Here is a 21,212-nt window from a genome sequence, read left to right as displayed (position 1 = left end):
TGACGATCATGATGTTTTCTCCATTCCTCCGCCCGCCCGTGCTGGCGGCCATGGTGCTGTGCAGCGCGGCACAGGCGCACGCCGCCGCCGCTGCGCCTGCCGGCCCCGCCACGCCTGTCAGCGCCGCGCCCGGCCCCGTGCCGCAGGTGGACATTGCCGCCAGCCGCAACGAGGAGCGGCGCCAGTCCAGCACTTTCCGCCAGGTCCTCGGCACGGCCGACCTGGTGCGCTATGGCGATGGCAGCGTGCTCGACGTGCTGCGGCGCCAGCCCGGGATCGTCGTCAGCGGCGTGCCCGGACGCAAGGGCGGCGAATTGAGCATGCGCGGCCTGGGCAGCGGCCATGTGCGGATCCTGCTCAATGGCGACCCGGCCCCGCCGAATTTCTTGCTCGACAATCTGTCTCCCGATGTGGTCGAACGTATCGAGATCATGACCGTGCCCACGGTCGACATGGGAACCCAGGCCATCGCCGGCACCATCAACATCATCCTCAAGCGCAGCAGCGGCAAACGCCAGATGCAATTGCGCGCCGGCGTATTCCACGACAACGACCGCAGCAAGCCCCAGCTGTCCGCCACCTATGGCGACCAGGAGGAATCGCTGGCATGGCTGGTGACGGCGTCGGCGCGGCGCATGAGCGCCGATGAACCGTTCCTGACCCGCACCGGGGGCGGTGGCGAGGATGGCCCCATCCTGCGCCGGCTGGAGCAGTACAACGAAGACCGCGGCTGGAACTGGAGCGTCGCGCCGCGCGTCACCAAAAAGCTCGGCGGCGAGGACGCGCTGACCTGGCAAGGCTATGTGTCGGGCCTGGTCTACGACAGCGCCGGCTACGGGCGCACCGCCTTTTTGCAGGGGCCGCCGACGGCGCTGGCCAACGAAGACTACACCAGCAAAGGTTCCTCGCTGACGGTGCGCAACAACCTGAGCTGGCTGAGCACCTTGAGCGCCACCAGCAAGCTGGAAGTAAAAGCGGGCGCGACCCTGGTCCGCTCGGACGGATCGAGCGCGGTCGATTTTGTGGATGGACAAGGCCGCGTGCTGAACCGCCAGGATCTCGCGCGCGATAACCGCAACCGCAGCCTGAGCGCCTCGGCCAAGCTGCGCAACGCCTACACAGACAAGCATGCCTTCGTCAGCGGTATCGAGGTCCAGCATGAGCGCGACCAGGTCGACCGCAGCGACCTGATCGATGCCGTCTCGCGGCTGGACCAGACCGGCAACAATTTCCGGGTCAATAGCCGGCGCCATGCCCTGTACGCCCAGGATGAATGGGACATCGCGCCGCGCGTGGCCCTTTACCTCGGCTTGCGCTGGGAGCGGGTGTCGCTGCACAGCGCCAACAACCTGGGGCGGGAAGCCGGTTACGCCAAGGCGATGCTGAGCCCGGTATTGCAGACAGTCTGGCGCTTGCCCGATACCAAGTCCGACCAGCTGCGCCTGGGGCTGGCGCGTACCTGGCGCATGCCCCAGGCCGACAGCCTGATCGCCGGACGCACCCTGGCGGTGATCAATACGGTGACCCGGCCCGACACCAGCGGCAACCCCTACCTGCGGCCGGAACGGGCGCTGGGACTGGACCTGGCCTACGAACACTACCTGAGCCAGGATGGCCTGGTCAGCCTGGGCTTGTTCGCGCGCCGGATCGATGACGTGACCCTGACCCGGACCGTGCGCGAGGAGGGGCGCTGGGTAGCCCGTCCCACCAACAGCGGGCAGGCGCTGGCGCGCGGCATCACGCTCGAAACCAGGTTCAAGCTGCCGCAGCTGGCCGGCGGGGCGCCCGCGGTGGAGCTGCGCGGCGCGCTCTCGCGCACCTGGTCGTCGGTCGACGCGGTGCCGGGGCCGGACAACCGGCTCGGCAGCCAGGCGCCGTTGTCGGTCAATGTCGGCGCCGATTACGCCTTCAAGTCGGTTCCCGTGTCGGCCGGCGCCACGCTCGGCTTTATCCGCAACGGCAGCGTGCGCCTGTCGCGCTTCGAGACGTCCGCCGAGTCCAACAAGCGCGTGCTCGAAGGCTATCTGCTGTGGAAACTCCAGCCCAAGACGCAACTGCGCCTGAGCGGATCGAACCTTCTGCATGAAGACGATGTCAAGCGCACGGGCTACGTTGGCGATACTCTGTGGCAAACCAAGACGGTGACGTCCCCCAGCTACACGGTGCTGCGGGCCATCCTGGAACTGACATTCTGAGTAGCGCCGCCCGGCGGCGGGGGGCGCTACCGCGTGCGCCGCAACGTGCTAGCGGAACGCGTAGTTCACGCTCGCATAAATGCGCCGTCCGCGCGGGTCGGTGTAGCTCGGGTCGTAGCCGGAAATGAAGAAGTTGGCCTGGTTCGAGTAAGGCGGTGCCTTGTCGAACATGTTCTGCACGCCGGCGCGCAGTTTCAGGTTCTTGCCCCATTCATAGGCCAGCGACATGTCCCACAGCGAGTACGCTTTCACGCGGTTGGCGGCCACCACGCTGCCGTCGTCGATGTTGATGGCCGAGTTCTGGTCGTCGTAGGATGCCGAAAAGGTGTTCGACACCGTTGCCGACAGCGGCCCCTGTTCCCAGTCCATGCTGACCGTGTGGCGCCAGCGCTGCACCACGCTGTCGGTGACGAACTTGCCCAGGTTGCTGATGTACGGGTCGCCCGGGCTGGTCTGGATCTTCGAGTTGAGCACGTAGGTGCCGTTCAGGCGCCCGCCGAAGCGGCCCAGGCCGGTATTTGCGCCGCGCAGGTTGACCACCAGGTCCAGGCCGCTGGCGAGCTGGGCGCCGCGGTTTTCCTTGTGCATCTCGATGTAATCGATGTCGCCGTCTTCGTCGCGGTGCACCAGGTTACCGTATTTGCCCAGCTTGCCCAGGATGATATCGTCGCCGATCTCGCTGATCAGATCGGTGCGCTTGATTTTCCAGTAATCCAGGCTGGCGTTCCAGTGCTTGCTCGGCTCGATCACCAGGCCGGCCGAGAACTGGCGGCTGCGTTCCGGTTTCAGGTTCACATTGCTGTAGCGGCGCGTATCCCAGGCGTCGGCACAGTCGGCGTAATTGTTCTCGACCGTGGCGCAGACGACCGGGTCGGGCAGGATGGCGGTATAGCCGTACACGGTCGGGCGGTACAGGTCGGACATCGATGGCGCGCGGAAGCCCTTGCCGGCCGAGGCGCGCAGCGTGAGCGCCTTGTTCGGGGTATAGGCCAGGCCGATTTTCGGGCTCAGGGCGCCGCCGATCTGCTGGTAGCGGTCGTAGCGGGCCGAGAGCTGGCCCTGCCACTGTTTGCTGAACGGCGCCAGCACTTCGCCGAACACGGCAACCACCTTGCGCCGGTCGCTAGTGGCCTTGCCGCCTTCGGGCGCGGCATCGTTGTTGATGTTGTCGCTCATCAGCAAGGCCGATGGACGGAAATCGGTGCGCTCGCGGCGCGCTTCGGCGCCCACCGCCACGCCCAGGTCGCCGCCGGCCAGGGTCATGAGCGAACGCGAGGCCTTGACGTCGAACGAATCCATGGTGCCGCGCGCGCGCCGCACCACATCGTTGACCTGGATATTGTTGAGCAGGGCCACGCCTTCGGCGCTGGACGGGCCGAAGGGATTGATCCTGCCGTCGGCGATGCCGGCCAGCAGCTGGTCGTACAGCACATAGCCGTGGGTATCCTTGTCCTTGACCGTGCTCACGCTGTGGTTGTAGCCGGCGTCGTAATCCCAGCCGGCCGCGCTGCCGGACACGCCGAGCACGTAGCGCTGGCTTTCGCTGGTCAGTTCGCTGGTGCGCATGCCGGCTTCGTTCAGGCGCATGCGCAGCTGGATTTCGCCCGGGATGTCGTCATCGAGCTGGTCCAGGCCGCTATTGGCCAGGGCCGGGATCTTGCGGTAATCGATGTAGCCGATCACGCGCGCCGACGAGCCGACGTAGTTGGTGCGCGAGCGGCTCAGCGCCACTTCGGCGTAGGCCTGGGTGTCGGCGCCGAGCTTGATCACGCCACGGCTGAGCAGGTTCTGCTTGGTCGACTTGGGATACAGCTCGGTGTCGCCCATGTAGTCGTAGGTGCAGGCATCGACGCCGCCGCTGCCGGCCGGCAGGTACAGATTGGCTTGCGGCGCGCAGCTCGGGATCGACAGGTTGATCTGGCGGTTGGTGATCGGGCGGCCGTTGAGCAGGAAGCCGGTTTCCTGCAGGTGGTCGCGCTGGGCCGGGGTCAGGCGGATATTCGCCGGGCTGGTAAAGCTCGACAGCAGATGGCCGAGCCGCTGCGGGATCTGCAGCTCGCTGACGAACTTGCGCTGCGAGGTGTTGAGGCGTTCGGTACCTTGCACGTCGAGCACGGCGAACACGTTGTAGCCGTCTTTTTCCAGTTCGCCCGAGCCCAGGCTGAGGGTGGCGGCGCGCTTGCCGGCGCCGCCTTCCCTGGTGCCGAGCGCGTAGGCGTTCATCTCGGCGCCACGGAAATCCTTGCGCGTGATGAAGTTGATCACGCCGCCGACCGCATCGGTGCCGTACAGGGCCGAGGCGCCGTCGAGCAGCACTTCGACGCGTTGGATCGCGGCGGCCGGGATGTTGTTCAGGTCGACGCCGGCATCGTCGCCGGGCGAGGCGAAGTTGGCCATGCGGCGGCCGTTGAGCAGCACCAGGGTGGACGAGGTGCCGATGCCGCGCAGGTTGGCGCTGTTAAAGCCGCGCTGGTCGCCACCGACGTTGATGCTGGCGCCATCGGTCAGGCCGCCCACGTTGGACGAGATGCGCGCCATCAGTTCGGCGGCGGTGGTGACGCCGGCCTTGTCGATTTCTTCGCGCGTGACGATCTGCACCGGCAGCGGGGTGTCGGTTTCAATGCGCTTGATCGCCGAACCGGTAATTTCCACCTTCTGCATCGGGGCGTCGGGCGCCTGGGCCGACGCGGCGCCATGGGCCAGCAGGCCGGCGGCGGCGCCCGCATGGAGCGCCAGCCGGACGGCGCGCGTCAGGCGCGCAACGGGAAGGGGATGACAGTACTGGCGATAGGGCTTGCGCATGCTGGAGGCTCCGTGGGGGATAAGGGGATGACGGGGGATTGCGGTGCAGGCGGGTGGACAGGCGCCTGGCGCCCGGCGCGGGGCGCCAGGGCAGGGCAGGCTGGCAGGTCGTCCGGGTAAATAATGGATGTTGTTTTCCCTGTCTGACGCATGTGAGTATTTAACAAGTTTTCCACTGTACGCACAACGTGGCGAAAGCTCAATAGTTTCCTGTGCCAGCTGGCGGCGCGACTTCCCGGGCGCAGGGCGCTGCGGCGCCCCCGTGGCGGCAGGGGCGCAAGGCGCCAGGCCAGCAACGCCGGTGCATGTGGTGCGCATAAGCTGCTGCGCCCGAACGGCGGACGGCGCTGGGTGGCGCATCGGAGCTGTTGCATTTTTGCCCAGCGCGCATGCGCCTTGGGTAGGGGGCGATGCCGAAAAGCTTTCAAATTAGCAAGTTTGCAACTATAATTGGCGTCCACTCAAAGTAGCTAGAAAGTTAATTTATGTTAATGACGAATATCGAAACCATCCCGGGCAAGTCCATCCTTACCTGCCACGGCGTGGTATCGGGCAGCACGGTGCGGGCCAAGCACGTCGGGCGCGACATCATGGCCGGCCTGAAAAACATCGTCGGCGGCGAGCTCAAGGGCTACACCGAACTGCTCAACGAATCGCGCGACAGTGCGATCGAACGCATGCAGGCACAGGCTACCCAGATGGGCGCGAATGCCATCGTCAACGTGCGCTTTTCGACCTCGTCCGTTGCTGCCGGCGCTGCGGAAATCTATGTGTACGGCACCGCCGTCACCGTGGGCTGACACGATGGGTGAATTAGTCGCCATCGGATTTTGGCTGGGGCTGGTTGTGATCGGCTATATCTTCGGCCGTGCCGCCGAGGCCAAGCACTACCGCTCCATCCTCAGCCGCGAAAAAGCCTGGCTGCATCTGCCATCGACCTCGCTCAAGACCCTGCTCGACCCGGCCCGTCCGGTCGAGCGCAGCGAGCTGGTATATGGCAACGTGGTCGTGTCGATCGATTACTTCAAGCAAGCGGTGCTGGGCTTGCGCTCGTTCATCGGCGGTGCGGTCACGTCGCACGAAACGCTGGTCGACCGCGCCCGCCGCGAAGCGGTGCTGCGCCTCAAGGAAAGCTGTCCCGACGCGCACGAGATCGTCAACCTGCGCCTGGAAGCGATGGCGATTTCCGGCAAGACGCCGGGCAGCGTCGCCTCGGTGGAAATGCTGGCCTACGGCACCGCCATCTATTTTGCCAAGTAAGAGCACGCCATGAGATACCAGCCCTCGCTGCCCGAACATAACGACAATGTGTCGACCGAGCACCCCTTGAAGGACTTCGCCGTCATCGCGGGCTGGCTGCTGGCGGGCACGGTGCTGCTGTTCTGGCTGCTCGGGCTGGCGGTCGACGCCGTGGTCGACCGGCTCAGCCACGAAAGCGAGGCGCGCCTGTATGCGCTGCTGCCGGCGCAGGTGATGGACACCGCCCCCGCCGAACAGGCGCAGCAGGTGCAGCTGCAGGCCCTGGTCGACAGCATGCGCAGCTGCGCCGGCCTGCGCCTGCCGGCCAAGGTCAGCCTGGCCAAGTCGGACACGCCCAACGCGGCGGTGGTCCCGGGCGGCAATATCATCGTCTTCAGCGCCTTGCTGGGGCAGGTACGCTCGGAGAACGGGCTGGCCTTCGTGCTGGCGCACGAACTGGCGCACATCACCCAGCGCGACCATTTGCGGGCGATGGGACGCGGCATCGTGCTGTTCGGAATATCGACGCTGTTGACGGGGAGCGACTCGGGCCTGAGCGACCTGCTGGCGCCCGTCAATCAGCTGGGGCAGGCGCGCTATTCGCGCACGCGCGAAGCCGCCGCCGATGCCGCGGCCCTGCGCATCCTGAACTGCCGCTACGGCCACGCCGGCGGCGCCACCGAGCTGTTTGCCGCCCTCAAGGACGAGGACCAAGCCTTCGCCGGCTTGTCCCATCACGCGGCCTCGCATCCGGCCATGCAGGACCGCATCGATACGCTCAACGCCGCCATCAAGGCAGGCGGGATGACAGTCGGTCCGGTGTTGCCCTTGCAGTTGGCAAACTGAAGCGCTGCCCGAAAAGCACGCACGCGCATATTTGTGTTTGAAAGCAAGGACTTAGCGCGCGTGCGCCCGGCTTGTTAACAAACTTATCCACAGTTTCTGTTTGCAAGTTGTACTCGAAACATCTTCTTCCCACCCTGCCTGAAAAGCGCGCAGCGGCATTCTTTCGTTCATAAACAAGGACTTAGGGCAGGGCGGGCGAGCTTGTTAACAAACTTATCCACAGATTCTGTTTGCAACTTGCCGTGATGGCTCGCCTGCCCACACTGCCAAAAAAGCACGCAATGGGTAGTTTTCCCTTTAAAAGCAATGGCTTGGCGCGCTCACGCGGCGCTTGTTAACACACTTATCCACAGAATTTGTTTACAACTAGGGAGATCGCGACAGCGTTTGGCCTGGACAAGGAGGGCGGCAATTGCGTTCGGGAGCAAAAGCGCTTTACAAATTCCCCCGTTTCGCTAGACTTTGAGTGCTATGTTAGCGCTAACTGTTACCTGGGCAGCAAAATGATCAATGCGGACGGCAAGCACGGCAAGGCGATGCGCTGGGTGGTGATGGGGGTGAGCGGTTGCGGCAAGAGCACGCTCGGGCAAGCCCTGGCGCATGCGCTCGGTGTGCCGTTTGTGGAGGGCGACCAGTTTCATCCGGCCGCGAATGTTGCCAAGATGTCCGCCGGCATCGCGCTCGACGATCACGACCGGGCCGGCTGGCTGGGAACGCTGCAAGAGCAGATTGGCGAGGCCCGCGCACGCGGTGCCGGCCTGGTCGTGTCGTGCTCGGCGCTCAAGCGGCGCTACCGCGACCTGTTGCGCCAGGGCGATCCGGCGCTGCGCTTCGTCCACCTGGACGGTGCGCGCGAACTGATCGCCGGGCGCATGCGCGCGCGCGCCGGTCACTACATGCCGCCATCGCTGCTCGAGAGCCAGTTGCGCGACCTCGAACCACTGCAGGCCGACGAAGCCGGCGTGGTCCTCGACATCGGCATCGCGCCCGCGCAGCAGCTCGCGCGCATTCTCGGGCGGGGGTGGCGTGGCGTGCGCCTGAGGGCGCGACATCAGTCGTCGCTGGCGCCGCGCACGCAGGTGATGTAGACCGTTTCATTGTCTTCGCTGCCCACTTCGATCATGCCGCCACCCTTGACGACGCGTTTATAGGACGGCGCCTTGACCCTGGCCGCCTTGGCGACTTCTTTCAGCGACACGTTGCTGAACTTGGCAACGTAGCCGCCGCCCCCGTTACCATCGTCTTCGGTCACACCGATCACCACGGTCCTGAGTCCGAAAATGCTCACGGGCGCCGGCAGGATAATGTTCTCGAAGCTGTTCGGATCCTTGACGAACGCCTTTACCGCATCCGAATAGACCAGCTTTCTTTTGCATTCGATAGCGGCGACCAGATTTGGCGCGGCGCTCTCAAGGTCGGCGAGTTCCTGCGGCGTCGCCTCGGGCTGTTGTGCTTGTGCACTCGCAAAAACCGTGGTCAGTGCGATGGCGAGCAGGCGGCGGATCAGGGCGTGGTTCATACAGAATGGACTTTCAAGGTTGTTGAATTGATCTTGATTGATTAAATTGCAATTCTACGTGCTTTTCCGTCACATGTGGTGATTGTCTTTACGTCACAGGGCCGGCGGGCAAGGCGGGGACTTGCCGGCGGCTTGCAGGGTCATGTATGATTTTTTCAATTTAACGGGGACACGATGAACATACTGAAGCTGCTACCAATCATGTTGGCCCTTGTGGCCTGCGGCAAGAGCGCCGTAGCGGAAAACCCGCTCGAGGCCGCCGCCCGCCGCACCTGCATGGACACCATCGAGGCGCGCGCTACCAACAGCAAATCGATTTCCTACGTCAGCGACGCACCGAGCCCGGTCACGCACGGCGCCAATGGGCAACTGGAGGTGACGCTCAAATTCTCCGCCAAGAACGAAATGAATATTGCCTCGACCTTGCAGGCCCGCTGCCTGGTGAGCGCCGACGGCAAGACGCTGGCCGAGATCTCGGTCAAGGACAGCCGCTAGCGCTGCGGCAGCACGCGCGCTACCGCGCCGGGCACGCCTGTTTTCCCAGCTGTTCCCCGAGCGCGAGCGCGCCGGAGAAATCGTCGGCCGACAACCCCTCGCCAAAGCGGTCGCGCAATTGTTCCTGGGTCACCGGCCGCTGGCGCGGTATGGCGGCGGCAATGCTGTAGGCCATCGAGGTGCGCAAGTCGCGCGCCGTGATCTGGCCGGCGTCGTACACGGTCGACAGCAAGGCCAGCGCAAAATGGTCGCACTGGTCGCCGGCCTGTTTCAGGTAAGCCAGCGCATCGTCTTTCCATTGATTGACGATGGGGTCGTCGGGGTTTTGCGTCAGGTCCACGCTGCGTCCGTACGGGCCTTCCATGTACACATCGATCTGCGCCGCCTTGTTGCCCGAGCGTGCCGCCAGGTTCAGAAAGCCCAGCCGTTCCTGTACCTGGGCCGGCGACATGCCGGCGCACAATGCGGTGAGCTCCTTGCGCTCGCGCTGGAAGGCGGCCAGGTCGGCCGGATCGTTGTAGTCGGCCACCGGATCGTCGTTGGCTGCGCATACCGATACGGCCTGGTACACATCGTAGGCGGCCCTGGCGTCGCCGCTACGCGCGGCCGCGATGCGCGTGCCGATGTACTGGGCGATGCTCAAGCCGCCAAGGTCGACGATGCGGCCGTTGCGGCCGTAGACGGTGGCCTTTTTATCGGCCAGCATGCCCGGTCCCGGACGCGCAGCGCCCGCCTCGGGCAGCGCCGCAAACCAGCGCGGCTGGGCCGGCGTGGTCGCTGCGGGGCGGGCGGCCGCCACCGGCGTTGCGGCGTTGTCAGCCGGCATGCCGGTGGCCAGCCAGACGCCGAGGCTGGCGGCGCCGAGGCCGAGACAGATCAACAGGGGCAGGCGTGCATTCATCAGCTCACTCGACGATGCCGGCGCCATGCGGAACGGTCCGCACGGCGCCAGCGGGTTGGTACTTCAATCCCAGAGGTAGCAATAGTTCTGGCTGCGCATTTTGCTGGCGCTGACCGAACCGGAAGCCGCAATCACTTTCACCCAGCCGTTCGGCGCCGAGCTGCTGGGCACGTCGCCGCAATTGCTGTGCACCCAGTGGATGCCGGTGCCGCTGGTGTATTTTTTGCCGCACAGGCCGAGCCGGTCGTTGACCTTGATGGCGGCGAGCGAGGTCGGCATGGTGGATGCGTTTTTCACGTAGTCGATGGCGTACACATTATCCATGGCCACATCGTAGGTCTTGCCATCCTGGTCGGCACGCAGGTTCAGGCGGGTGTGCGACAGTTTCACGCCGTCGATGGTGCTCGATGCGGCCGCGAACTTGGGCGCGCTGATCACGGTGCCGGTGATATAGGCCCCCTTGTTCGCCGTGCAGCTGGACTGCTCGGAAGCGAATGCGCACAGCGACTGGGACAACAAAAGCAGAGCAAAGAGTAATTTGGTCAATTTACTTCTCCTGTTTCATACCTCAAGGGAAGGTGCCGGGTGGGCCGGCACCCATTTGTGCACTGGTCGATCAGAGAGCGGTGATGGCAGGAAATTGACTTCTGATTTCAAGCTCATGGCAACAAATAGTATGCATGACAATAGTTTCAATCTTGTGACAAATGTTGATGGCGAGGCCAAATTTGCAACATCCGGCCGCAGCGCCGCCTGGCGTGTTATCGTCATTGCTTGCGCTTTCCTTGAGCACGCCGGCCGATTGGCGTCGGCCGGGAGGCGGCTTAATCTGACGTGGCGATGCAGGCGTTAGCCGTGTCCGGGTCCAGTTTCAGTCCTGCCAGCAGCGCCTTGCGCGCGCACAGGCCGACTGCGGGAATGGCATTTTCGGGCAGGATGCGCGGCCTGTGCTGCGGCGCGATCTGCGCATAGCAGGTCACGAGCGAGGCATCGACCGCCGCCAGGAACTGCGCGCGCGGTATGCCGTAACACGCCACCTTCTTGTCGCTCAGCGCCTGGCCCTTGCTCGCGCTGCGGGCCCGCATGAAGGCGAACATGGCGTCGGTATCGACCTTGCCTTGGGCATCGCGCTCCAGATTGGCCTGCTCGTTGGCGGCGGGCGGCGCGGCGGCACGCGCGCAGGCGCTTCCGGCCAAGGCCGCCGCGACAAGCAGGGAACAGCTGAGGAGAGTGCGCATGGCATGCTTTCATTAAAGAAGATGGATTGGACGCGCGGGCGCGCATCGACGCGCTTGCCGTTCATGCATTCTACCCGCACGGCTTGGCAAATAATCAAGATGGCCGGGCACAGGCCGCGCCGCAAGCACCGCCCGGCTTGCGCCAGGCCGCCTCAGGGCAGCTCCGCGCGCAGCCGTTCGATGGCGAAGTCGGCGAACTGGCGCACGCGCGGCGACAGGTGCAGCGCGTGCGGGTACACCACTTGCAGCGGCTCGCCCGGCGCGCTGTAGTCCTTGAGCACGCGCACCAGCGAGCCGTTGTCCAGGTCGGCGCTTACATCCCACAGCGCTTTGTAGAAAATACCGCCGCCTTCGCGCGCGATGGCCTGGGCGGCATCGCCATCGTTGCAGAAGAAAGTGGGCGTGATAGCCGCCGTCACCGGCTTGCCATCGCGCTCGACTACCCAATGCCGGGTCGAATCGGCGCGGTACACGATGCAGGCGTGCCGCACCAGCTCGTCCGGCACGAGCGGCTCGCCGTGCCGTTCGATGTAGCCGGGCGAGGCGCACATGATGCGGTTGCCGGTGGCGATGGGCCGCGCGATCATGCTCGAATCGTTCAGGTTGCCGAAGCGCAGGGCCACGTCGATGGACGACTCGACCAGGTCGACGAAGGCGTCGTCCAGGCTCAGTTCGATGCACAGGGCCGGATGCTGGCGCTGGAAGGCGGCCACGATGCCGCTCAGGTAACGGCGCCCGAAGCCGCGCGGCGCGCCCACCCGCAGCAGGCCGGCGATGCTGGTGCGGCTGTCGGTCATGTCGGCCTCGGCATCCTGCACCTCGGCCAGGATGCGGATGCAGCGCTGGTGGAAGCGCGCGCCTTCCTGTGTGAGCGCTTGCTTGCGCGTGGTGCGGTTAAGCAGGCGCACGCCGAGCCGGTCTTCCAGCGCCGCCATGCGCTTGCTGACCACCGCCAGCGACAAGTCGAGTTCGCCGGCGGCGTCGGTCATGCTGCCGGTCTGCACCACCCGCGCGAAAATGCTGAGGTCGAGGATATTGTCGATCATCGGATTATCAACGCTGCGAAGAGAGACATTGTATTTTTAGCCCATGTATCAATGAAAGTGAAATAAATATAATCGATCGCTTCGATACTTTCAAGGATGCACCATGAACAGAAACACCATGACCGCCTATATCGCCGCCGCTCTCCTTGCGTTCGGCACGCTGGCGCCGCACGCCATGGCCCAGAGCGCACCAGTGAGCAAGATGACGAAGGCCCAGGCCGGCTATTACCATTTCAAGGTGGGCACCGTGAACGTGACGGCCTTGTCCGACGGCACCCTGGCGATTCCGCCCGGCGACCTGCTGACCAACGCGGCGCCCGGGCAGGTCGCATCAAGCCTGGCGGCAACCTTCCAATCCACGCATGTCCATGCTTCCGTGAATGCCTACCTGATCGAGAGCGGCAAGCGGCTGGTGCTGGTCGACACCGGCAGCGGCGAGCTGTACGGCCCGACGCTGAACAAACTGGTGGACTCCCTGAAGGCGGTCGGCTACCAGCCCGGGCAGATCACCGATATCCTGATCACGCATATCCATACCGACCACACGGGTGGGCTGATGGATGGCAAGCGCATGGTGTTTCCCAACGCCACGCTGCACCTCGATGCGCGCGAGCTGGACTACTGGATGAGCGCCGTCAAGCGCGCCAAGGCGCCCGACAGCAAGCGCAAGAACTTCGACGAAGCGCTGATGAAGGTGAAACCGTATGTCGATGCCGGCAAGGTCAAGGCCTTCGACGGCGCTACCCAGCTCGCTCCCGGCCTGCGCTCGGTGCCGAGCTACGGCCATACGCCGGGACACAGTTTTTACGCACTGGAAAGCGGCGGCGAGAAGCTGGTGTTCTGGGGCGATTTGCTGCACGTGGCCGAAGTGCAGTTGCCGGACCCGGCGGTCACCATCGTGTTCGATGTCGATCCGGTGGCGGCAGCGGCCGAGCGCAAGCGCGCGTTTGCCGAAGCGGCCAGGGAGAAATACTGGGTGGCGGGCGACCACATCGCCTTCCCGGGGGTGGGCCACCTGCGCGCCGATGGCAACGGCTATCGCTGGGTGCCGATGCCGTACATGAACGACCACGTCACGCCGGCGGCCAACTGATACGGGGGAGGGGGACTGGTGCCCGGTGTTGAGGCCACCGGACTAGCCTGTCGCCGCAGGAACAAAGGCGGCGTACTCCCGCAGCGTAGGCCTCTGGCGCGCACGCGACGCGATCTGCGTCTATCGCGCTAGCTCGCCTGCGCGCAAGGTTTGTGGTAGGCCATGGGTCATTTGCCCGTTTCGGCGAGCGCGAGCGGCCGCAGTTCCGACAGCCACAAGCCCAGCCCCAGCGCTGGAAAAGCCATCCCCGCCAGCAACACGGCGTGCCAGCCATAGGCGGCGAACACCCACCCGCCGAGCGCCGATCCGAGCGCGCCGCCGGCAAAAAACAGCGCGATATACACCGAGTTCAGGCGGCTGCGCATCTCGGGCGCCATGCTGAAAATCGCGCGCTGGCCGAGCACCAGGCTGGCTGCCACGCCCATGTCCAGGATGATCGAAGCGAGCACCAGCACCGCCAGCGCCACGTCGCGCGAAGCCGGAATGAGCAAGGGCAGGGCAAAGGCAATCACCCCGAGCGTCAATGCCACCCCGGTGGCCGGCAGGGTTTTGCCGGCATCGGCCAGGCGCCCGGCGATCGGCGAGGCGATCGCGCCGGCCATGCCGACCAGCGCAAAGATCGCGATGCCCGTCTGCGACAGTTGGAATTGCGGGCCAGCCAACATCATCGGCGTCACCGTCCAGAACAGGCTGAACGCGCCGAACAAGCCAGCCTGATACGCGGCGCGGCGGCGCAGCAGCGGCGTGGTCTTGAACAGGGTCCACATGGAGCCGATCAGGCGCGCGTAGGGCAGCGACGAGGTCGGCATGCGTTGCGGCAATTTCACGCGCAGCACGGCGGCCAGCACCAGGATCAGCACGGCGGCGCCGCCGAACACCACATGCCAGTTGCTGGCGTCGGCCACCAGGCTGGCGACCGGGCGCGCCAGCATGATGCCCAGCAGCAGCCCGCTGACCACATTGCCCACCACCTTCCCGCGCGTCGCTTCGCGCGACAGGTGGGCGGCGATCGGGACCAGGATTTGCGCGGCCACGGAACCCAGGCCAATGGCTAGCGCCGCCGCCAGGAACACCCAGCCGGTGGTACTGAAGGCCGCGCTGAGCAGGGCGATGGCGGTGAGCAGCAGCGCGCCGATCACCAGGCGGCGGTTTTCCAGCACGTCGCCCAGCGGCACGATGAACAGCAGGCCGACGGTGTAGCCGATCTGGGTGAGGGTGACGATCAGGCCGGCGGCCCCGGCGGACAGGCCGGTGGCGCGGCTGATCGGCCCCACCAGCGTTTGCGCGTAATACAGATTGGCCACGATCAGGCCGGCGGCGACGGCCAGCAGCAGCACCATGCCGGACGAGATATCGCCTGCGTGTTCGGTGTTCGGTTTCATATTGCATCCTCAAAAATCAACTTGCGTTGAACTGAAGACATTGTAGACAAAACCGTCCGGCCGATTATATGCGCATAATGCGCCTATACTTTTCACATTATGTGAACAATCGACCGGAGAACACGCTTGGACAAGGTCAAAGCAATGCAAACCTTCGTGCGGATCGTGGAGGCGAACAGCTTTTCGCGGGCGGCCGAAAGCCTGCACCTGCCGCGCGCTTCGCTGACGGCAACGATGCAGAACCTGGAAGCCTTTCTCGGCCGCCAGTTGCTTCAGCGAACCACGCGCAAGCTCTCGCTGACGCCCGACGGCGCGCAATACTACGCCCACTGCATCGAGATCCTGGCCGCGATCGACGCCTCCGAGCAAGCGTTTTTCGGCGCCGGCTCGACCCGTCCCAAGGGCAAGCTGCGGATCGACCTGCCGTCGGCGGTGGCGCGGCACGTGATCTTGCCGCACATTGCCGCCTTTCATGAGGCGTATCCCGAAGTCGAACTGGGCATCAGCATCACCGACCGCCTGGTCGACATGATTCGGGATGGCATCGATTGCGCGGTGCGGGTGGGGCAATTGCAGGATTCCTCGATGATCGGGCGCCAGATTGGCGAGATGCGCTTTGTCACCTGCGCCGCGCCATCGTATCTGGCGCGCCATGGCGTGCCGCAGAGCATTGCGGATCTGCACGCGCATCGCAGCGTGGTGCATTTTTCGGCGCGCACGGGGCGGCCCTTCGACTGGGATTTCGTGGTGGGCGAGGCGGTGACGCGCATCGCCATCAGCGGCCCGATTGCGGTCAACGATGCCGGCGCCAACCTCATCTGCGCGTTGCAGGGGCTGGGGCTGACCCAGGTCGCCACTTACCAGGTACGCAAGCACCTGGCTGACGGATCGCTGGTGCAGGTGCTGGCGGACACGCCGCCCACGCCCATGCCGGTGTCGCTGCTGTACCCGCAGGGGCGGATGGCGGCGCCCAAGCTGGCCGCGTTCGCCGGCTGGCTGACGGCGCTGTTCGACGCCGACCCGGATCTGGCATCAGGCGGCCGTGATGGCTAGGGTTGGGAGTGCAGGCTGGCCCACGACCCGATCAGCTCCAGCGCACTTGGGGCGATGGTTTCCTCGATGCCGGCCACTTCCGACAACGCGCCGCTGCCGGCGCTCTGGAAGAAATGGTTCAAGCCCGCCAGGCGCTTGACGCTGGCATTCGGGTTGCCGGCCAGCGCACGGGTGAGCGCAGGGATATTTTCGTCGGCCATGACCACCTGGTCTTTTTCGCCGACCAGGGCCAGGATGGCGCACCGCAGCCGCTGCAGCACCGGCACCGGGTCCGATGCCAGGAAGCTGCGCATCCACGGCGAGAGCAGGGGTGCCAGCTCGTCCGGCGACCAGGCGCGGCCGTAATTCTTCCGCGCGTCCAGATACAACTGGCGGGCGCGGCTCTCGCGCTCGGCGGGCGTTGCGTCGGCGGTCACGGCAGCGAAGACGGCCTTTTGCAGGGCCAGTTCGCGCTCGGTCTCGGTGGCGCTCTTGCCGGCCATGCGCCGCTTGCGGGTGCGGTCGAGCAGCATCTGGTCGCCGCGAATGCCGTTTCCGGCCATCATCACGACGAACACAATGCGCGGGTCCTTGCCGGCCACCATCGGCGCGATGATGCCGCCTTCGCTGTGGCCAACCAGGCCGATGCGCTGCGGGTTGATGTCCTTGCGGCTGCGCAGGAAGGCCACGCCCGCTTCGATGTCGGAGGCGAAGTCGGCGGTGGTTGCGGTGTCGAAGCTGCCGTTCGATGCACCCACGCCGCGCTTGTCGCTGCGCAGCACGGCAAAGCCGCGCCGGGTCAGGTCGTCGGCCAGGACACGGTAGAACTGGTGGCCGAACAGCTCGCCATCGCGGTTGACCTGGCCGGAGCCGGGAACGATGACGATGGCCGGAAACGGACCGGTGCCGGGAGGCACGGTCAGGGTGCCGGCCAGGTGGTCCGGGCCGCCTGGGTTGGCGAAAGTGACTGTGGTCTGGGAGTAGGGCACGCTTGCCGACGGCGCTTGCGGGTGCTTGGGCTTGTCGCTGGCGTACAGCGGCACGGCGATGACGCCGGCGAGGAGGGCGATTGTGCCGAGAATACGGATGGGGGCGTGCTTGAGCATATGCGGCTTGGGTAATCGGGCAGTTTGTCGGGCACCGCCAGAGAGCGATGTATGAAGAATGCGAGGATCATCGGACCGGGCGCATGGTTTATTGATATATATCATGCAATAATGATTTTCCTAAAACCTTTCAGATGGCAGCCATGTTCCCGATCCTTCGTTCCTTCCGAATCCATCCCCTGTGCCTGGTTATTGCGGGCCTCTTGCTCAGCGCCTGCAATGGCTCTTCCGACAGCACACCTGCGCCCGTCCCGCCACCGCCGCCGCCGCCCGAACCACCAGTCAAGCTGCTGGGCGAAAGCATGGTCGGCAAGCAGTTCAAGCCGGGTGGTATTGCGGTCGATGCATCGGGCACGATTTACGTCGGCAACGGTTCGCCGGAACAACTGCCATCCTCGGTCATCACGGGGGCAGTCATTGAAGTCGTGAAGATGTCGCAAACCGGTACGGTTTCTCCCTTCATCAATCGAACCAGCACCTATATCGGCGAGGGTGCCGCGGTGGCTCCGGGAGAAGTCGTTCAGTTGGTTTTCAATTCCACCAGCCAGACCCTGTATGCGCTCGAGATGTCCGGTATGGACTCGTCCTATTCTCATGGCGTCATCCGTTCGATCAGTGCCGCTGGCGTGGTCGGCACGATCCTCCTGGCGGATACGCCGACCCATGCGAATTACAGCCAACTGCCCACCACCATCGCGCAGCGTCCGGTCGCGCTGGCAATCGGCCCGGACGGCGCGCTTCATGCCTACGGGACCGGCGACTATGCCCCGTCCAGCACTCCCGGCGTGGGCTATTTCGGCGTGAGCTTCAATGGCTGGCAGACCGTCAATCCCGACGGCAGCGGGCGGGTCGTGTATTCGCAGGAATCGGGCCACAGGACCGGCGGGTACGACCCGCGTGGCCCATTTACTTATACCTATCCCGCCGATCTTGGCGCGACAGCGGGACGGCTGGGCCGTAACGATGGCGGCCTGGCCGTCGACAGCGTGGGCAATGGCTACATCGCCGACACGGCCCGCCATGCCATCATCAAGGTCACCCCGACCGGAAGCGCCAGCATGTTTGCCGGCGCCGTGACGCAGGCGGGCAGCGCCGACGGCACCGGTACGGCTGCACGCTTCAATCAGCCGACCCAGTTAGTGGTGGACAAGGCCGCCAATGTGTTCGTGCTCGACCGCGGCAATGCGACCGTTCGCAAGATCACGCCCGCCGGCGTGGTCACCACGGTCCTGGGCGTGGCCGGGCAAGCGCAGACCAAAACCGGCGAGTTGCCCGGTGGGCTGGGAGCGCCGATGGGCTTGGCGATGGATGCGGAGGGCCGTTTGTATGTGACGGTGGACAAGGGTGTCGTGCGCGCCAAACTGCCATAGGCGTCCTGGCCAAGCGTCGGCATGGGGACAACTGAGGCTGCGCGCAGTTGTTTGTAGTGCGCAGTTCCCCGCCCCGCAGGCGGCTAGCGCTTGCGCATCCCATCTCATCCCATCCCATCCCATCCCATCCCGCCAACCATGCGACGCGCTATGCGACGCGCTATGCGACGCGCGGCCTTCACCGAGAATCGCTACGCCGCTTGCTGATTTTCATAATTGAAACTGCGACCCGTTGCTTGCAGAATGATCCGCAGCCCCGCTACACCGTCCAATTCATTGATACTAAAGCAATTAGTTTTAGTTATACAATAAATAAAGGAAGCGCTCCCGATCAAGAGGGGCGCCGGCGGGGCCTAAGGAGACCATCCACCATGTTGATGCCCAAATCGCATCGAATTGCATTGCTGTTTAACGCAAACAAGATTTTCGACCGTGAAGTTATTGAAGGAATCGCCGCCTATCTGTCAAGCACGCGCAGCTCGTGTGACCTGTTCCTCGAAGAAGACTTCCGCTTGCGCCTGCCCGGCATCGAAGATTGGCAGGGCGATGGCGTGATCGCCGATTTCGACGACCCGGCGGTTGCCTCCGCGCTCGCGCGCAGCCGCATTCCCGTGGTCGCGGTGGGCGGCTCCTACGAAAACGTCAATGCCTATCCGGCCGGCGTGCCCTACGTGGCCACCGACAATGTCAAGCTGATCAAACTGGCTTACGAGCACCTGATCGAAGCCGGCTTGCGCCACTTCGCCCTGTTCAGCCTGCCCGAAGCCCAGGAAAACCGCTGGGCCCAGGAACGCGAAAACGCTTTTCGCAGCCTGATGCGGCGCGACCGCATGGAAGCCGAGGTCTTCCGTGGCCAGGGCACCAGCGCGCCCTCGTGGGATGAAGCGGTGCAGCAGCAGATCAACTGGCTGCACAGCCTGCCCAAACCCTGCGGCATCATTGCCGTGACCGATGCGCGCGCGCGTCAGCTGATGCAGGCCTGCATGATCGCCGGCATCGAAGTGCCGGAGCAGGTGGCCCTGATCGGCATCGACAACGACCCGCTGGCGCGCATGCTGACCCGCATTCCGCTCAGTTCCGTGATCCAGGGCGCGCAGGAAATGGGGCGCGCCGCCGCCCATTTGCTCGACCAGATGCTGCACGGTGCGCGCCTGGCCGATACGCGCATCCTGGTGCCGCCGGCCGGCATCAACGTGCTGGCGTCGAGCAAGCACGAACCGGCCAAGCACCCGCACGTGATGCGCGCGCGCCACTTCATCCGCCAGTACGCCTGCCAGGGCATCAAGACCGGGCAGGTGGCCGATTACGTCGGCATTTCGCGCTCGTCGCTGGAATCGTATTTCCGCCAGGAGCTCGGCTGCAGCGTGCACGACGAGATCCTGCGCTTCCGCCTGGACACGGCGATCGCGATCCTCGGGCGCGGCGACTGCAACCTGGCCAATGTGGCGCTCAGTTGCGGCTTCACGTCGAGCCAGTACATGCATTCGGTGTTCAAGCGCGAGCTTGGCTGCACCCCGCGCGCCTATCAGGATCAAGCCCTGCAAGGCCAGGCCGAGCCGGCGCCGGCTCCCCAATATCAACCTGCAGATGCGTAATGACGACCAAGCAAATCCTTGCCACACCTGCGCTGCGCGGCGCCGACCAGCTGTTCACCCTGCGCAACGCCAACGACATGCGCCTGACGATCAGCGAGCGCGGGGCGGCGCTGGTGTCGTGGTGGGCGCCTGACCGCTACGGCAAGGTGGCCGACGTGCTGCTCGGCTATCGCGATGCGCACGGCTATGCGGACAACAGCGCCTATTTCGGCGCCGTGATCGGACGCTGGGCCAACCGCATCGCGCAGGGCCGCTTCATGCTCGACGGTGCGCCGGTGCAGGCGGCCGTGAATGATCGCGGCAATCACCTGCACGGCGGCGACGATGGCTTTCACAAGGCGCGCTGGACGCTGAGCGCATCGGGCGCCGGCGTGTCGCTGCGCCTTAGCTCGCCCGACGGCGACGGCGGCTTTCCCGGCCAGCTCGACGTACAGGTGCATTACCGGCTTGATGACGAAGGCCGGCTCACCATCGACTTCGAGGCGGTGTCGGACGCGCCGACGCCGGTCAACCTGACTGCGCATCCGTATTTCAACCTCAATGGCGGCAGCGCCGACGTGGGCGACCACATGCTGCAGATCGATGCCGATTTTTACCTGGAGACCGACCCGGGCGGGATTCCGGTGGGGGTGGCGGCGGTGGGCGGCACGCCGTTCGACTTCCGCCAGCCGGCCGCCATCGGGCCGCGTTTGGGCTGGCCGGATGCGCAGATTCGCCTGGCGGGCGGCTTCGATCACTGTTACTGCATCCAGCCGCACGCGATGGGCAGGGCGGGGCCGCTGCGCGAGGTGGCGCGCGTGTATGACCCGGGGTCGGGACGGCGCTTGCAGGTGTCGACCACCGAGCCGGGGTTGCAGTTCTACAGCGGCAACTGGCTCGACGGCGTGCAGGGCAGGGCCGGACGGCCGTACGCGCGGCACGACGGGTTTTGCCTGGAAGCGCATGCGTATCCGGATCAGTTGAACGGGCAGTGCGCGTCGGCGGTGATTCTCCGGCCGGGGCAGGTGTATCGGCAGACCACGGTGTACAGGTTGTCGTTGCAGTCGTGATATTTCAGGCCCGGGAAACGGGTGGGGCCGAATCAATCGGCGCTTCCTCAGACTTTTTATGGCGTGAGTGACATGGACCGACTCGCTCGTATCATGTTTGCATGAGGGTCTGGCATCGCCTGACTGTTCTATCAACGACGCATTGCCCGTCTGCCAACTTAGAATCTGGCCGTCGATGTGCGGCGAGTATCACAAAATGATACCCGGCGGCTCAATATACAACAACTTTCCCATAGGAATTTTTGTTTCGGCTTCAGTACCCTATGATACGTTCCAATAAGCAACAAATAGTAAATACAGGAAC

At 64.8% G+C, this 21,212-nt stretch carries 19 protein-coding genes; 11 read left to right on the top strand and 8 right to left on the bottom strand.

The features are described from left to right. The first annotated feature begins 8 nt into the window (after positions 1-8). Positions 9-2,195, top strand: coding sequence for a TonB-dependent receptor plug domain-containing protein (locus F2P44_RS24500; protein ID WP_167090232.1), 2,187 nt, complete (start codon positions 9-11; stop codon positions 2,193-2,195). A 48-nt stretch (positions 2,196-2,243) separates the two neighbouring features. Here F2P44_RS24500 and F2P44_RS24495 read toward each other — a convergent pair whose 3' ends face one another. Next, complete coding sequence (locus F2P44_RS24495; RefSeq protein ID WP_167090230.1) at positions 2,244-4,997, bottom strand: TonB-dependent receptor; 2,754 nt, start codon at positions 4,995-4,997, stop codon at positions 2,244-2,246. Positions 4,998-5,482: 485 nt separating this feature from the next. On the opposite strand from F2P44_RS24495, the gene F2P44_RS24490 reads away from it, so the two are divergent. From F2P44_RS24490 to F2P44_RS24475, 4 genes are all read left to right on the top strand, one after another. Next, the gene (locus tag F2P44_RS24490; RefSeq protein WP_167090228.1) at positions 5,483-5,797 is read left to right on the top strand and encodes a YbjQ family protein; all 315 of its coding nucleotides are present in this window, start codon (positions 5,483-5,485) and stop codon (positions 5,795-5,797) included. 4 nt (positions 5,798-5,801) lie between these two features. Further along, a complete protein-coding gene (locus F2P44_RS24485) occupies positions 5,802-6,257 on the top strand; it encodes a YbjQ family protein (protein WP_167090226.1) in 456 nt (151 codons plus the stop codon). A 9-nt stretch (positions 6,258-6,266) separates the two neighbouring features. After that, positions 6,267-7,082, top strand: coding sequence for a M48 family metalloprotease (locus F2P44_RS24480; RefSeq protein ID WP_167090224.1), 816 nt, complete (start codon positions 6,267-6,269; stop codon positions 7,080-7,082). 503 nt (positions 7,083-7,585) lie between these two features. Continuing rightward, complete coding sequence (locus tag F2P44_RS24475; protein WP_229423729.1) at positions 7,586-8,170, top strand: gluconokinase; 585 nt, start codon at positions 7,586-7,588, stop codon at positions 8,168-8,170. On the opposite strand, the gene F2P44_RS24470 is transcribed toward F2P44_RS24475, so the two are convergent. Beyond that, positions 8,134-8,601: a hypothetical protein gene (locus F2P44_RS24470; RefSeq protein ID WP_167090222.1), complete on the bottom strand. Its 468-nt coding sequence runs from the start codon at positions 8,599-8,601 to the stop codon at positions 8,134-8,136. The genes F2P44_RS24475 and F2P44_RS24470 overlap by 37 nt on opposite strands. A gap of 201 nt (positions 8,602-8,802) precedes the next feature. Between F2P44_RS24470 and F2P44_RS24465 the strand changes: the two genes are divergently transcribed. Beyond that, positions 8,803-9,096: a hypothetical protein gene (locus tag F2P44_RS24465; protein ID WP_167090220.1), complete on the top strand. Its 294-nt coding sequence runs from the start codon at positions 8,803-8,805 to the stop codon at positions 9,094-9,096. 19 nt (positions 9,097-9,115) lie between these two features. On the opposite strand, the gene F2P44_RS24460 is transcribed toward F2P44_RS24465, so the two are convergent. The 4 genes from F2P44_RS24460 to F2P44_RS24445 all read right to left on the bottom strand — a co-directional run bounded on the left by F2P44_RS24460 (position 9,116) and on the right by F2P44_RS24445 (position 12,281). Next, a complete protein-coding gene (locus tag F2P44_RS24460) occupies positions 9,116-9,997 on the bottom strand; it encodes a hypothetical protein (protein ID WP_167090218.1) in 882 nt (293 codons plus the stop codon). Between the two features lie 63 nt (positions 9,998-10,060). Next, positions 10,061-10,543 (bottom strand): hypothetical protein, encoded by a 483-nt coding sequence (locus F2P44_RS24455; protein WP_229423728.1) that lies wholly within the window; start codon positions 10,541-10,543, stop codon positions 10,061-10,063. Positions 10,544-10,821: 278 nt separating this feature from the next. Beyond that, positions 10,822-11,235 (bottom strand): hypothetical protein, encoded by a 414-nt coding sequence (locus F2P44_RS24450; protein WP_167090215.1) that lies wholly within the window; start codon positions 11,233-11,235, stop codon positions 10,822-10,824. A 152-nt stretch (positions 11,236-11,387) separates the two neighbouring features. After that, positions 11,388-12,281: a LysR family transcriptional regulator gene (locus F2P44_RS24445; protein WP_167090213.1), complete on the bottom strand. Its 894-nt coding sequence runs from the start codon at positions 12,279-12,281 to the stop codon at positions 11,388-11,390. Between the two features lie 103 nt (positions 12,282-12,384). On the opposite strand from F2P44_RS24445, the gene F2P44_RS24440 reads away from it, so the two are divergent. Continuing rightward, a complete protein-coding gene (locus tag F2P44_RS24440; RefSeq protein WP_167090211.1) occupies positions 12,385-13,374 on the top strand; it encodes an MBL fold metallo-hydrolase in 990 nt (329 codons plus the stop codon). A gap of 167 nt (positions 13,375-13,541) precedes the next feature. On the opposite strand, the gene F2P44_RS24435 is transcribed toward F2P44_RS24440, so the two are convergent. After that, positions 13,542-14,756 carry an MFS transporter gene (locus F2P44_RS24435; RefSeq protein WP_229423727.1) on the bottom strand — a complete coding sequence of 405 codons (1,215 nt, stop codon included), beginning with the start codon at positions 14,754-14,756 and terminating at the stop codon, positions 13,542-13,544. A gap of 126 nt (positions 14,757-14,882) precedes the next feature. Between F2P44_RS24435 and F2P44_RS24430 the strand changes: the two genes are divergently transcribed. Beyond that, the gene (locus F2P44_RS24430) at positions 14,883-15,809 is read left to right on the top strand and encodes a LysR family transcriptional regulator (protein WP_167090209.1); all 927 of its coding nucleotides are present in this window, start codon (positions 14,883-14,885) and stop codon (positions 15,807-15,809) included. Here the strand turns inward: F2P44_RS24430 and F2P44_RS24425 are convergent. Continuing rightward, complete coding sequence (locus F2P44_RS24425; protein WP_167090207.1) at positions 15,806-16,894, bottom strand: alpha/beta hydrolase family protein; 1,089 nt, start codon at positions 16,892-16,894, stop codon at positions 15,806-15,808. The two genes, F2P44_RS24430 and F2P44_RS24425, sit on opposite strands and share 4 nt — an antisense overlap. 143 nt (positions 16,895-17,037) lie before the next feature. Between F2P44_RS24425 and F2P44_RS24420 the strand changes: the two genes are divergently transcribed. From F2P44_RS24420 to F2P44_RS24410, 3 genes are all read left to right on the top strand, one after another. Beyond that, positions 17,038-18,264, top strand: coding sequence for an NHL repeat-containing protein (locus tag F2P44_RS24420; protein WP_167090205.1), 1,227 nt, complete (start codon positions 17,038-17,040; stop codon positions 18,262-18,264). A 371-nt stretch (positions 18,265-18,635) separates the two neighbouring features. Beyond that, positions 18,636-19,859: a XylR family transcriptional regulator gene (locus F2P44_RS24415; RefSeq protein WP_167090203.1), complete on the top strand. Its 1,224-nt coding sequence runs from the start codon at positions 18,636-18,638 to the stop codon at positions 19,857-19,859. Further along, positions 19,859-20,908 (top strand): aldose epimerase family protein, encoded by a 1,050-nt coding sequence (locus F2P44_RS24410; protein WP_167090201.1) that lies wholly within the window; start codon positions 19,859-19,861, stop codon positions 20,906-20,908. Before F2P44_RS24415 ends, F2P44_RS24410 begins: the two co-directional genes overlap by 1 nt. Positions 20,909-21,212 lie beyond the last annotated feature (304 nt).

The organism is Massilia frigida (assembly GCF_011682175.1).
Taxonomy (GTDB): Bacteria; Pseudomonadota; Gammaproteobacteria; order Burkholderiales; family Burkholderiaceae_D; genus Telluria_A; species Telluria_A frigida.
This window is presented reverse-complemented; position numbering and strand designations above follow the sequence as displayed.

Excerpts from the sequence above, each read along its gene's own strand:
- F2P44_RS24500 (WP_167090232.1), top strand. The coding sequence starts at position 9 with ATGATGTTTTCTCCATTCCTCCGCCCGCCCGTGCTGGCGGCCATGGTG.
- F2P44_RS24495 (WP_167090230.1), bottom strand. The coding sequence starts at position 4,997 with ATGCGCAAGCCCTATCGCCAGTACTGTCATCCCCTTCCCGTTGCGCGC.
- F2P44_RS24490 (WP_167090228.1), top strand. The coding sequence starts at position 5,483 with ATGTTAATGACGAATATCGAAACCATCCCGGGCAAGTCCATCCTTACC.
- F2P44_RS24485 (WP_167090226.1), top strand. The coding sequence starts at position 5,802 with ATGGGTGAATTAGTCGCCATCGGATTTTGGCTGGGGCTGGTTGTGATC.
- F2P44_RS24480 (WP_167090224.1), top strand. The coding sequence starts at position 6,267 with ATGAGATACCAGCCCTCGCTGCCCGAACATAACGACAATGTGTCGACC.
- F2P44_RS24475 (WP_229423729.1), top strand. The coding sequence starts at position 7,586 with ATGATCAATGCGGACGGCAAGCACGGCAAGGCGATGCGCTGGGTGGTG.
- F2P44_RS24470 (WP_167090222.1), bottom strand. The coding sequence starts at position 8,601 with ATGAACCACGCCCTGATCCGCCGCCTGCTCGCCATCGCACTGACCACG.
- F2P44_RS24465 (WP_167090220.1), top strand. The coding sequence starts at position 8,803 with ATGTTGGCCCTTGTGGCCTGCGGCAAGAGCGCCGTAGCGGAAAACCCG.
- F2P44_RS24460 (WP_167090218.1), bottom strand. The coding sequence starts at position 9,997 with ATGAATGCACGCCTGCCCCTGTTGATCTGTCTCGGCCTCGGCGCCGCC.
- F2P44_RS24450 (WP_167090215.1), bottom strand. The coding sequence starts at position 11,235 with ATGCGCACTCTCCTCAGCTGTTCCCTGCTTGTCGCGGCGGCCTTGGCC.
- F2P44_RS24445 (WP_167090213.1), bottom strand. The coding sequence starts at position 12,281 with ATGATCGACAATATCCTCGACCTCAGCATTTTCGCGCGGGTGGTGCAG.
- F2P44_RS24440 (WP_167090211.1), top strand. The coding sequence starts at position 12,385 with ATGAACAGAAACACCATGACCGCCTATATCGCCGCCGCTCTCCTTGCG.
- F2P44_RS24435 (WP_229423727.1), bottom strand. The coding sequence starts at position 14,756 with ATGAAACCGAACACCGAACACGCAGGCGATATCTCGTCCGGCATGGTG.
- F2P44_RS24425 (WP_167090207.1), bottom strand. The coding sequence starts at position 16,894 with ATGCTCAAGCACGCCCCCATCCGTATTCTCGGCACAATCGCCCTCCTC.
- F2P44_RS24420 (WP_167090205.1), top strand. The coding sequence starts at position 17,038 with ATGTTCCCGATCCTTCGTTCCTTCCGAATCCATCCCCTGTGCCTGGTT.
- F2P44_RS24415 (WP_167090203.1), top strand. The coding sequence starts at position 18,636 with ATGTTGATGCCCAAATCGCATCGAATTGCATTGCTGTTTAACGCAAAC.
- F2P44_RS24410 (WP_167090201.1), top strand. The coding sequence starts at position 19,859 with ATGACGACCAAGCAAATCCTTGCCACACCTGCGCTGCGCGGCGCCGAC.